The 11455-nt window shown below is 46.1% G+C and carries 10 protein-coding genes; 9 read left to right on the forward strand and 1 reads right to left on the reverse strand.

Annotation, left to right across the window (positions count from 1 at the left end):
* The first annotated feature begins 41 nt into the window (after positions 1-41).
* From G395_RS0114370 to G395_RS0114390, 5 genes are all read left to right on the forward strand, one after another.
* The gene (locus G395_RS0114370) at positions 42-776 is read left to right on the forward strand and encodes a ThuA domain-containing protein (protein WP_026630684.1); all 735 of its coding nucleotides are present in this window, start codon (positions 42-44) and stop codon (positions 774-776) included.
* Positions 777-1051: 275 nt separating this feature from the next.
* Positions 1052-2170, forward strand: coding sequence for a Gfo/Idh/MocA family protein (locus G395_RS0114375; protein ID WP_026630685.1), 1119 nt, complete (start codon positions 1052-1054; stop codon positions 2168-2170).
* Positions 2107-3147: a sugar phosphate isomerase/epimerase family protein gene (locus G395_RS0114380; RefSeq protein WP_229204173.1), complete on the forward strand. Its 1041-nt coding sequence runs from the start codon at positions 2107-2109 to the stop codon at positions 3145-3147. The genes G395_RS0114375 and G395_RS0114380 overlap by 64 nt, the downstream gene beginning before the upstream one ends.
* A gap of 11 nt (positions 3148-3158) precedes the next feature.
* A complete protein-coding gene (locus G395_RS0114385; protein WP_026630687.1) occupies positions 3159-5234 on the forward strand; it encodes a CehA/McbA family metallohydrolase domain-containing protein in 2076 nt (691 codons plus the stop codon).
* A 124-nt stretch (positions 5235-5358) separates the two neighbouring features.
* Positions 5359-6516 (forward strand): cellulase family glycosylhydrolase, encoded by a 1158-nt coding sequence (locus G395_RS0114390; protein ID WP_026630688.1) that lies wholly within the window; start codon positions 5359-5361, stop codon positions 6514-6516.
* A gap of 66 nt (positions 6517-6582) precedes the next feature.
* Here the strand turns inward: G395_RS0114390 and G395_RS32120 are convergent, their stop codons facing one another.
* A complete protein-coding gene (locus G395_RS32120; RefSeq protein ID WP_157486705.1) occupies positions 6583-6738 on the reverse strand; it encodes a hypothetical protein in 156 nt (51 codons plus the stop codon).
* Positions 6739-6865: 127 nt separating this feature from the next.
* On the opposite strand from G395_RS32120, the gene G395_RS0114400 reads away from it, so the two are divergent.
* The 4 genes from G395_RS0114400 (at position 6866) to G395_RS0114415 (ending at position 11409) form a co-directional block, all read left to right on the forward strand.
* Positions 6866-8344: a sulfatase family protein gene (locus G395_RS0114400; protein ID WP_229204174.1), complete on the forward strand. Its 1479-nt coding sequence runs from the start codon at positions 6866-6868 to the stop codon at positions 8342-8344.
* Between the two features lie 69 nt (positions 8345-8413).
* Positions 8414-9448, forward strand: a complete 1035-nt coding sequence (locus tag G395_RS0114405) for a T9SS type A sorting domain-containing protein (RefSeq protein WP_051350169.1) — start codon at positions 8414-8416, stop codon at positions 9446-9448.
* A gap of 111 nt (positions 9449-9559) precedes the next feature.
* Positions 9560-10168 (forward strand): RNA polymerase sigma factor, encoded by a 609-nt coding sequence (locus G395_RS0114410; RefSeq protein ID WP_026630691.1) that lies wholly within the window; start codon positions 9560-9562, stop codon positions 10166-10168.
* 116 nt (positions 10169-10284) lie between these two features.
* Positions 10285-11409: a FecR family protein gene (locus G395_RS0114415; RefSeq protein WP_026630692.1), complete on the forward strand. Its 1125-nt coding sequence runs from the start codon at positions 10285-10287 to the stop codon at positions 11407-11409.
* The last annotated feature ends 46 nt before the right edge of the window (positions 11410-11455 follow it).

Here is an 11455-nt window from a genome sequence, read left to right on the forward strand (position 1 = left end):
TGCCTTTTAAGTCCAGAAGCTAAACTTTTAATTTTCTTCAAATGACAAATTCAATTTTCAAAACTGCATTAACATGGATCCTGCTGCTGGCTTTTTCAGTGGCATATGCAGGCAATAGCATTGATAAAACCGCTAAAAAGGCCATCCGCGTTTTAATGGTCGGCGGCGGCTCGTCTCACGATTTTGATAAATGGTATAAGGGCACAGATGTAGAAACGCTGCAAAAGGATGGGTTGGCAACTGTCGAATATACCAGTGACCCGAGCACAATTTTACCAAAACTAAAAGACATTGACGTGCTTCTTTTGGCCAATAACCAGCCCATCGCTGATGAGGCAACGAGGAAAGCCATTTTTGCATTTGTAGATGCGGGCAAAGGCTTGGTCCTTGCGCATCCTGCGCTCTGGTACAACTGGAAAGACTGGCCTGAATACAATCAAAAGCTGGTAGGCGGTGGTTCGAAGGGGCATGATAAATATGGCCCGTTTGATGTGACAATAACTAAAAAGCACCCGGTGACGAAGAATGTGCCCGAAACATTTCATCTGGACGACGAGCTATATTATCAAATTCCGGATGAATCAGGATCGCCGATCGAAGTTCTGGCAACTGCGAAAGCAGCCGGTTCGGAGAAAGTTTTTCCAAGCATATTCATTGTAAAATATCCAAAGGGCAAGATTGTCGGCATTGCATTGGGCCATGATGCCGCGTCGCACACCATTGGTCCTTACCAGACTATTTTGCGGAATGCTGTTCAGTGGGCATCCGGCCAATAATCCTGTTGATTTGGATCCCCGGGTTGAAACCCGGGGCCATGATATGGATCGTCCCGATGGGACTTGCTAACTAGTTTTCTCAGGGTTGAAGCCCGGAGCAAAAATATAGATAGTACCGGTGGGACTGCTTATTTCTCCTCAAATGCAAATCCAAAGGCACTTATTTAACAGTCCCATCGGGACTACTGAAATATTGCCCCAGGTTTCAACCTGGGGATAGAGAGATAGGGACAGAGAGAGGCATAGTAAAATACAGACAACTAAACAAAACAAAAATGAGTCAGAAGCAAATCACAGTCGTTATCGTTGGAATGGGTTTTGGAAAAGAATTTATACCCATTTACCAAAGTCACCCGGACATTAAAGCCGTAGGAATTTGTACGCGCAGCAAAGAAACCCGTGACGAACTGACTGCCAAATTCAATCTCGACCCAAATCTGGTTTTCGAACATTTTGAAGATGTTCCTAAGCGAGAAGATGTAGATGCCATCCACGTCGTAACACCTGTTCCCGAGCATGCGAAAATGACATTGGCATCGCTAAATGCAGGAAAACACACCGCTTGCACCATCCCTATGGCTATGACCGTGGAAGATTGCACAGCGATTGTAGAAGCCAAACGCCGCTCCGGAAAAGTATATATGATGATGGAAACCGCGCTTTACACGCGTGAATTTCTATATGGTTTGAAGCTGGCTGAAATGGGTGAATTAGGCCGCATTCAGTTTGTCCGCGGATCCCACATTCAGGATATGAGCATGGAAGGCTGGGGCGAATACTGGAAGGGTTACCCACCGATGCTGAACGGCACCCACGCCATTTCCCCACTCTTAAAAATCAACAACACCATTGCCGAAACCGTTGTATGCCACGGATCAGGCCGGTTAAGCGAAGATCTGGCAAGTCGTTACGGGTCGCCGTTTGCAGTGGAAACAGCAACATTTACATTAAAAAATTCCGACGTGGTTGCCGAGGCAACACGCTCATTATTTGACGTTGTACGTCAGTATCGCGAGAGCTATGACGTTTACGGGACCAAAATGTCCTTCGAATGGGAACAGTTGCAAGATGAAAGCCACATCATTTTTGATGGTGGCGAAAATGCAAAACGCATTGATGTGCCCGATACAGACGAACTTTTGATCGAACCAATCAAACATTTCACAAAACGAGAAAAAATAGACGATCCAAACCACGTTTCCTTCCTCCAAGGCGCAGGCCACGGCGGATCACACCCGCATTTGGTGCAGGAATTCGTAGCCGCCATCGTCGAAGGGCGCGATTCAGCGGTTGACGCAGCATTGGCAGCAAATTACACCTGCGCAGGCATATGCGCCCACGAGTCAGCCATGAACGGCGGCGTGCGGGTGAATGTGCCGAGCTTCGAGGCTTAATGCATGGCCCTGTCAGCCTGAGCGTAGTCGAAGGCGCGCTACTCCTGGGTAACGCGCCTTCGACTACGCTCAGGCTGACGCAGCGGCTAAACGACTCACATCTAATACTCACCACTAACACTCCTCCAATGCTATTCGGAGCAAGCACATTCATATGGGTTTCCCCATTCTCCACGCAGAACATTGACCTCCTTGCTAAGGTTAAAAACATGGGCTATGACATTATTGAAATAGCCGTGGAAGCAACAGACATTATCGATTGGGAATTAATAAAAACCGTCGCCCGCGACCTGGATTTGAAGATCACCATTAGCGGCGCGTTCGGGCCGGAGCGGGACATTTCAAGCACCGAACCATTGCATCGACAGCTCGGGAAACAATACATTATCGACTGCATTAAAATTGCAAAAAATGTAGGCAGCCCCATCTTCGGTGGGCCGGTTTATTCGGCCGTTGGAAAGACGAGGATCGTTTCGGATGAGCAGAAAAAGCAAGAACGTGCCTGGTGCATTGAAACACTCATGGAAACTGGACAAATTGCTGCTGATCATGGTGTTGTCGTTGGTTTAGAGCCGCTTAACCGTTTTGAGACAGATATGGTTAACACTGTTGATCAGGCACTTTCAATCGTTCAAGAAGTTTCAAGCCCAAGTCTGAAAATAGTCCTTGATACATTCCATTCCAACATTGAGGAAAAAGACATTCCTGCTTCTGTAAGGAAGATTGGGAAGGACTTGCTATGCCATGTCCAGGGTAATGAAAGTGACCGTGGGACTCCCGGAACGGGACATTTGGAATGGGAGGGGATCCGGGATGCATTGGTCGAGATTGGCTATGACGGTGCGGTTGTGATCGAAACGTTTGGTCAGCCTTCCAAGGAGCTTGCGCGTGCCGCTTGCATCTGGCGTCCGCTTGCTAATAGTGCCGATGAACTGGCCGAGGAAGGTTTGGCCTTTTATAAAAAAATGTTCTCTTAAAATTCTGTCTTATGCGTAAAGTCCTGTTGTTCCTTTTTGTCTTTTCCAGCCTATGTGCTCATGCTCAAATCCCTGTTGATTTGGCTGGTTTTGATAAAAAGAAAGGAGTTAAAGTAACGAATGAGGGCAATTTGCTGCACATAGAATGGCCCGCAGGCAATGCAGAATCCGGGAAAATTATCATCGATCTGAGCAAAGGACAGCCGATCATCAATGGTCTGCTGATGGGCAAAAACAATGCTTACAAAACCATTGTTAAAAACCTGGATCCGGCTATCATCCTGACGGTCGGGAAACGTGATCTTGTTTCGCAGAATGGCTGGAATATTTTCTTTGACAAAACGGCTTATCTGCCTTACAAAACTTATCCCGTTAAGCTGGATAAAACGGGTGTTAAGGTTGTGAGCTCCGGTTCTCAGACCGAAATAATTGTCTCCGGCGCCACGGGTGGGCCGTTTTCGGGCTCGTATAATTTTACGCTCTATAATGGCAGCCCGTTAATGAATGTTGCTGCTGTAATGTCCACAGAAGTTGATTCGCTCGCGGTGGTTTACGATGCGGGATTAGTGAGCCAGCAGACGCCCTGGGAAAAGTTGTTCTGGTCTGATACTGAGAATAATGTTCGGAGCAAAGAGCTCATCAAAATGGACACGGTTAATATGATGGCCGTGAAATATCGCACCATTATTGGGGAAGGAAAAGAAGGCAGTCTGGCCGTTTTTCCAGCGCCTCACCAGTTTTTTTATCCGCTGGACAATGCTTATAACCTCGAACACATTTGGTATGGAAATAATTATCGGAACCAGTTTCCTGGTTTTGGCATAGGCCTGCGGCATGACTTGCTGGGCGACCGCCGCTGGGTTCCATGGTTCAATGCACCGCCGAAAACGCAGCAGCGATATAATTTCTTCTGCTTACTAAGTGCTGAAAAGGATGGAAAAGTGCTCGAAAAGGTCAAAGCTTTCACGCATAATGATACTTACGAACCATTGCCTGGCTATTACACGATGTCCAGCCACTTCCATCAGGAGCATGTGGATGAGGTGCTTACGCGGAGGCCCATGCCGGAAATGCCCGGTTTCGTAAAAGCTTTCCGCAACACAGGCGTTAACATTGTCCATCTAGGAGAATTTCACGGGCCGGGAAGTCCACGCGGACCCGAAGCGAAGCGCTGGCCGGAATTGAAAATGATGTTTGAAGAATGCAAGCGGCTTTCGGATGGTAATTTCCTGCTTTTGCCCGGTGAGGAGCCGAACAATTTCTTTGGCGGACATTGGATGAATATTTTCCCAAAACCTGTTTACTGGCTCATGTCGCGGGAAAAGAACCAGCCGTTTGTTGAAGAAAATGCGGAGTATGGAAAGCTTTACCGCATTGGCAGTAAGGAAGAAATGTTAAAGCTGCTGGAACTGGAAAAAGGCCTCGCCTGGACAGCCCATGCAAGGACAAAAGGCTCAACCGGTTTTCCTGACAAATATAAAGATGAAGCATTCTATAAGTCAGACCGCTTTTTGGGTGCCGCCTGGAAGGCAATGCCGGCGGATTTATCCCAGCCCAAACTGGGGAAGCGCGTCCTGGACCTGATGGACGATATGGCCAATTGGGGACAGAAAAAATATGTAATAGCAGAGGCAGATTTGTTCCGAATTGAGCCAAATTATGAATTGTATGGCCATTTGAATGTGAATTACATGCAGCTGGATCACATGCCGCAATTTGAAGATGGCTGGCAATCTTTACTGGACGCGATGGAAAAAGGCAAGTTCTTTGTCTCGACAGGAGAAGTGCTTTTGCCGGCATTTACAGTGAACAATGTTACATCCGGAGAAACCACAAAAGTCGATGCGAAAGGGAATGTTGAGATTAAGTTAAATGCCAAATGGACATTTCCATTGAACCGGGCGGAAGTGATTTCAGGGGATGGAAAAGAGGTTTTTCACGATGTGATCAATTTGAATGATACGGAAGCATTTGGAGAGAAGTCATTTACATTTACCAAAAATTTGAAAAACAGGAAATGGGTGCGCGTGGAAGTTTGGGATGTGGCTGCTAATGGCGCATTTACCCAAATAGTATGGCTTGAATAGCATACGTTTTCGTTAAACAGTAAAAGTAGAAAAGATAGCAGGTCCGAAATTCTTCATGCGCAGCGAAGTGTAGAAAAGGCTGCTGCGCGTCTTTTAAATAATTATAAACAAAATCCTTAACTGAATGAAATTTTTAAAAACGACAGTCTGGGCGATCATCATTTGCCTTTCATTTCAAAACTGTGCGAAAAAAGAGCAGAAAGATGAAGGCGCCGCAACGGAGCAAAAGGATACACGAGAGATTTGGACCAAGGAGCAGGCAAATGAATGGTATGCTAAACAAGGCTGGCTGGTCGGCGCCGATTTCCTGCCAAGTACTGCCATTAACCAGCTCGAAATGTTCCAGGCGGCCGATTTCGACACAGCCACCATCAATAAGGAACTTGGCTGGGCAGCTAATATCGGGATGAATACGATGCGGGTTTATCTGCACGATTTGTTGTTCCAGGAAGATTCTGCTGGTTTTGTACAGCGGTTGGACGTGTTTTTGGATATCGCCGAAAAGCACAAGATCAAACCTTTGTTCGTATTATTTGATTCCTGCTGGGACCCGTTTCCTAAGTTGGGAAAACAACGTGCACCAAAACCTGGCGTCCATAATTCTGGCTGGGTGCAGAGCCCGGGGCTCAACGCATTGAAAGACAGTACGCAATATCCGCGTTTGGAAAGATATGTAAAAGGAACAGTCGCTGCTTTTGCCAACGATAGCAGGGTGCTTGCCTGGGACATCTGGAACGAGCCGGATAACCCAAATACAAGCTCTTACGGCAAAGTTGAATTGCCTAACAAAGTAGATTATGTGATCCCATTGCTGTCAAAAGCATTCGTTTGGGCACGATCCGTGAATCCTTCGCAACCATTAACAGCGGGAGTCTGGAATGGTGACTGGACTTCTCATGAAACTTTAAAGCCAATTGAAAAAGTAATGATCGACCAATCGGACATTGTTACTTTCCATAATTACGAAGACGCAGCCGATTTTGAGAAGCGCATTAAGCAGTTACAGCAATACGGCCGCCCGATGATCTGCACAGAATATATGTCTCGTGGAAATGGCAGTTTCTTCAAAGGTTCACTGCCTATCGCCAAGAAATACAATGTTGGCGCCATCAACTGGGGACTTGTAGACGGCAAATCGCAAACGATCTACCCATGGGACAGCTGGAAAAAAACCTACACGAAAGAACCCGACCTCTGGTTCCACGACATCTTCCGCAAAGACGGAACGCCTTATAAAAAAGATGAAGTTGAGTTGATAAAGAGTTTGACTGCGGCGAAGTAAGGGATTAAATAAAAAGTCCTGTTAATGTCATGACATTAACAGGACTTTTTGCATTTCGATACATTCTTACTTTTTCAACTTGGCCCAAAAAGCGTCATCCACTTTACCCAGACTCTTCATCAGCAAATCCGTTTTATACTTGCTTGCCTCTTCGATAGTCGCGAACCTGCCTGCTTTCAATTGCTTGCGTGTCGGCTGCTCAAATTTTATTGTAAATTCCATTTTTAAAAAGGATCATTCATTGACTTATCATAGTATGTGTATTGCCAATATTACAAAAAAGCATTTGTTCCGGACCCCAAGTATTCTTACCATTTTTCTAACGGTAACCCTGCTTAGCCAAGGGCTTGTGTCCGCTCAGAAAAAACAACAAAGACCCAACGTTATCTTCATCTATGCGGATGACGTCGGCTATGGTGATTTGAGCAGTTATGGTGCAACAAAAATCGCAACGCCTAACATTGACCGGATCGGGAAAGAGGGAGTCCGTTTTACGAATGCGCATACGACTTCTGCGACTTGTACACCTTCCAGGTTTGGATTATTGACAGGTAAATATCCCTGGCGGCAGAAAGGAACCGGCGTCTTGCCGGGCGATGCGTCTCTGATCATTCCTACTGACCGGCTCACTTTGGCGAAGGTTTTTCAAAATGCAGGATATAAAACGGCATCGGTCGGCAAGTGGCATTTGGGACTAGGTGAAAAAAACAAGCAGATCAATTGGAATGAACCCATTACCAAAGGCCCCAATGAAACCGGCTTTGACTACGCTTACTTTTTCCCCGCAACCTCCGACCGAGTCCCCACCGTTTTTATCGAAAATCATGATGTGCAGGGACTTGATAAATCGGATCCCATAACAGTGGATTATTCCAAAAAAATAGGCAGTGAGCCCACGGGATTGGAGAATCCTGAACTTTTAAAGTTACCCGCCTCGCCGAATCACGGGCATAATAACACCATTGTGAATGGAATTGGTCGCATTGGATGGATGACGGGCGGGAAGCAGACTCGCTGGGCGGATGAGGAAATTGCGCATGTGTTTTTGAGCAAAGCGGAGCAGTTTATGGAGGAAAATCAAAAGAACCCGTTTTTCCTTTATTTCTCATTGAATGACATCCACGTTCCGAGAATGCCGAGCAGCCAGTTCAAAGGAAAAAGCCAGATGGGCTTGCGCGGCGATGTAATCCTGCAAATGGACTGGACCGTTGGCGAAATCCTCAAAAAGCTCGAAGAATTGAAGTTGACTGAAAATACGCTGATTATCTTTTCAAGTGACAATGGTCCCGTTCTGGACGATGGTTATGCAGATAAAGCGGTTGAACTGGCCCGGGGGCACAAGCCTGCGGGCGTATTAAGAGGTGGGAAGTATAGCGCTTTTGAAGGTGGAAGCCGCGTGCCATGGCTCGCGCGCTGGCCGCAGGCGATCAAACCAGGCACCGTTTCGGACGCATTGATCTGCCAGATCGATCTGCTCGCATCATTCGCTCATTATTTCCAGCAAAAAATGGAGGTAGATGATGCACCGGACAGCTTCTACACCATGGATGCCATCCTGGGAAAATCAAAAATCGGCAGGCCGTATCTCATCAAACAAGGCGGAGCATTGTCCATCACCAAGGAAAACTGGAAATACATCGAGCCAAGAGAAGGCAAAGCGATCCAGGAACTGACAAACACAGAAACCGGAAATAACCCATCCCCTCAACTTTACGATTTAAGCAAAGATCTGGGAGAAAAAACAAATCTGGGCACCAAATATCCCGCGAAAGTGAAGGCTATGGCAGCGGAACTGGCAAAGATTAAAGAGACTGAAAGGAGCCGATAAAAAATTTCCCAAAAATACTTTGTGACCATTACTAAGACCTGACGTCTAAACACATAAAACCCATGTTTTATGACGTCACATTTTAATTCTTTTTTGAGCGTTTTGGCAGCTGTTTTGTGGTCGGTACTGTTTCAATGTGCTTTGGCGCAGACTATTTATTTTCACCAGGATTTTTCGAAATCGGGGCCTTATGTGCGTGCTGATCCGGATTCCGGGCAGTTTAGCCATATTGTTGAGACAGTTCCTGAGCTTTCTTTTTCTAAGTTTTCCAAAAACTACATGGATCTCGTGCGGACGCAGGAGGATTCTGCGACAGGTGGGATCATAAGGGTTTTGCGGGCAACTCCATTTAAGCCGAACCCCGAAACATTATTTATCCAGATCACCCTCAGCGCTGAATCTGTGCAGTCGGCGGCGCTGAATGCGATGTATTTTTATGTGGGTGAAAATTTTAATCCGGATAACCATTCCTTTCCGGGCAATGCATTGATGTTCGGCAAGTTTTCGCTCAATTTTCAGGATAGCGGTTTTAGTATCAAGGACTTCGCTACGCAAAATACCAGCAAGATAATCCCTAAAAAGAAGCTGGTTACATTGACCTGGGTCCTGAATAATTCGAAAAAATTACTGGGTTACAAACTGTCATCGACTCATGCCGTCACCTACAACGCCCTGCCCGGGAGTTACGATTTATGGGTTGATAATGAGCCAGTAAGCCTCAATAGTCCCGCATATCCAGGTAATTCGCTCTATTCTGCTACCAAACTTTCCAACTTCGAAATGCGGTTCCGGAACGGGCAGGGCAAGGTGCGCATTCACGAAATAATGGCCCGTGATGGTGTATCTGAACTGAAAACGGGGGAGGTTTTAGTCGCGCCCAATCCGGCAACTCGGAAATTGATCACATTACGTGCTGAAAACGTGGATAAGTCGTCGCTCCGGCTATTCAATATGTGGGGACGAGATGTGAACATTTCGGCGGAGATAGTGGCTTCGGATAAAATTGTCCTCCATCCTGCCGAGGAGCTGGCATCGGGAATGTATATCGTGCATTTCCAAAATAAGGAGCGTAAGAAGAAATCTGTCAGGGTGATGGTGGAGTAATGTTCAGGGTGCAAGATTTTTTGGTATAGGATGAAAATTGGATTAAGTTTGACTAATCGTTGTAATCAAGCAGGCTTGCATTTATAACCTTGTGACAACTTTTACAATGTTATGAAACCACATTCTCAGCCTCCTCAATCTTCTGATGATAATGCGCTCTGGCAACAGTTTTTGTCGGGGAATGTGTCTGCGTTTGAGCAATTGATGTCGTCTCATTTCCGCGTGCTTTTCCGTTATGGCTGTAAATTTTCGAAGGACCAGGAGTTTGTCAAGGACTCGGTGCAGGATCTGTTTTTGCATTTGTGGGAAAAGCGGGAGAACCTGAGTACGGAAGTTGCTGTCAAACCTTATCTGATGGCTTCACTGCGCCGGCTTATGCACAGAAACGTGTCGTCCAGGTCGTGGGTGGGAGAGGGGAATGCTGAGCAGGCGGATGAAGCATTTGATCTTGAATTTTCTGTTGAGCAGCAATACATTATCAACGAATCGACGCTCGTGCGCACGCGCCAGCTCGAAAAACTGTTGAGGGAACTTCCTAAGCGGCAAAAGGAAGTAATCTATCTGAAATTTTTCCAGGAGCTGAGCCGCGAGCAGATTTCCGAGATCATGTCCGTTTCGCCGCAAACCGTTTCCAACCTCCTCCAAATCGCCATCAAGCAACTCAAAAAACATTGGAAAGCCGAATTCCTCACCTTCTTTTTGATTCATTTATTTATATAAAAAAGAGTCATAATGCCACTGAAAATGCGGTTTTGTTGATTTTTCTAGAAATAATTTAAAATTTATTGGTATCCCGATCCGCTGTGTGTCTATCGTATGTTAGAAGCAAGCCTCATATGGATCACTACATAGATTTTACCGTTGAAGATTTTGTCTGGGATAACTTTTTTCGGCAATGGGTCCTGTCACCTACGCGCGAAACAGACGAGCTTTGGGAAGCGTGGATTGAAAAAAATGCAGATGCCCATGACAAAATTCAGCAGGCTAAAAGCATAGTGCTGTCATTGCGATTGCACGAACCCGAAATAAGCGATCCCGAGATTACAGAAATCGTAAAGAACACCATTGGCCGCATAGACAGTTTTGAAAAATATCCCACGTTTGCCGAGCCTGTAAAACAGCTTAAAACTTACCGTTTTCCCTGGTTTCGCATGGCAGCATCGGTTGCCTTGCTGCTTGTTTCAGGTTGGATCATTTACTCACTTTCTACCAAAAAAGAGTCTCGGCAGATCACATTCGAAAAGCCCATTCAGGAGCATAAGGATAGCATTACCGAGAAGTGGAACGCTTCAACGAAGCCTATGACGGTGGTTTTGGACGATGGGAGTAAGGTGACATTGTCTGCCAAGGCCCGCATCCGTTACGCCAACAGGTTCGTGGCTGCCAAGCGTGAAGTTTACCTGGAAGGTGAGGCTTTTTTTGATATTACAAAAGATGCGGACCGCCCGTTTTTTGTGTATTCCAATGGCTTGGTCACCAAGGTTTTGGGTACGAGTTTTACCGTTAAGGCATACGGGAATTCGAATGAAGTTACGGTGGAGGTGAAAACCGGACGCGTTTCCGTTTTTGCGCAGTCGGATTCCGATTTTGAGCAAAAAACCTCGGGTAGGGAATTGCAAGGCATTGTGCTGAGCCCGAATCAGAAGATCATTTATTCGAGGGAAGAAGTGAGAATGGTGAAGACGCTGGTCGAGAAACCCGAAATAGTAGTTCCTAAGGCTGAAATTCCACAATTTGAATTTGAGGACACGCCTGCGAGCGATGTTTTTGCAACCGTCGGCAAGGCCTATGGCATTGAAATCCTGTACGATGCAGAAATTCTTAAAGACTGCCCGCTAACGGCAACACTGGATAACCAGACACTTCACGAAAAGCTTTTTATTATCTGTCAGGCTGTTGAAGCCAGTTATGAAATCATCGACGGGCAGGTTGTGATCCACAGCAGAGGTTGTAAAAATTGATATTAATATGTTGTAAATCAATGTTCTACTTTAACCCAACACCTTA

Origin of the sequence: Dyadobacter alkalitolerans DSM 23607, from assembly GCF_000428845.1 — a bacterium.
GTDB classification, from domain to species: Bacteria; Bacteroidota; Bacteroidia; order Cytophagales; family Spirosomataceae; genus Dyadobacter; species Dyadobacter alkalitolerans.

Bases quoted from the DNA above. Each gene is read 5' to 3' on its own strand.
- G395_RS0114370 (WP_026630684.1), top strand. From the start codon at position 42: ATGACAAATTCAATTTTCAAAACTGCATTAACATGGATCCTGCTGCTG.
- G395_RS0114375 (WP_026630685.1), top strand. From the start codon at position 1,052: ATGAGTCAGAAGCAAATCACAGTCGTTATCGTTGGAATGGGTTTTGGA.
- G395_RS0114380 (WP_229204173.1), top strand. From the start codon at position 2,107: ATGCGCCCACGAGTCAGCCATGAACGGCGGCGTGCGGGTGAATGTGCC.
- G395_RS0114385 (WP_026630687.1), top strand. From the start codon at position 3,159: ATGCGTAAAGTCCTGTTGTTCCTTTTTGTCTTTTCCAGCCTATGTGCT.
- G395_RS0114390 (WP_026630688.1), top strand. From the start codon at position 5,359: ATGAAATTTTTAAAAACGACAGTCTGGGCGATCATCATTTGCCTTTCA.
- G395_RS32120 (WP_157486705.1), bottom strand. From the start codon at position 6,738: ATGGAATTTACAATAAAATTTGAGCAGCCGACACGCAAGCAATTGAAA.
- G395_RS0114405 (WP_051350169.1), top strand. From the start codon at position 8,414: ATGACGTCACATTTTAATTCTTTTTTGAGCGTTTTGGCAGCTGTTTTG.
- G395_RS0114410 (WP_026630691.1), top strand. From the start codon at position 9,560: ATGAAACCACATTCTCAGCCTCCTCAATCTTCTGATGATAATGCGCTC.
- G395_RS0114415 (WP_026630692.1), top strand. From the start codon at position 10,285: ATGGATCACTACATAGATTTTACCGTTGAAGATTTTGTCTGGGATAAC.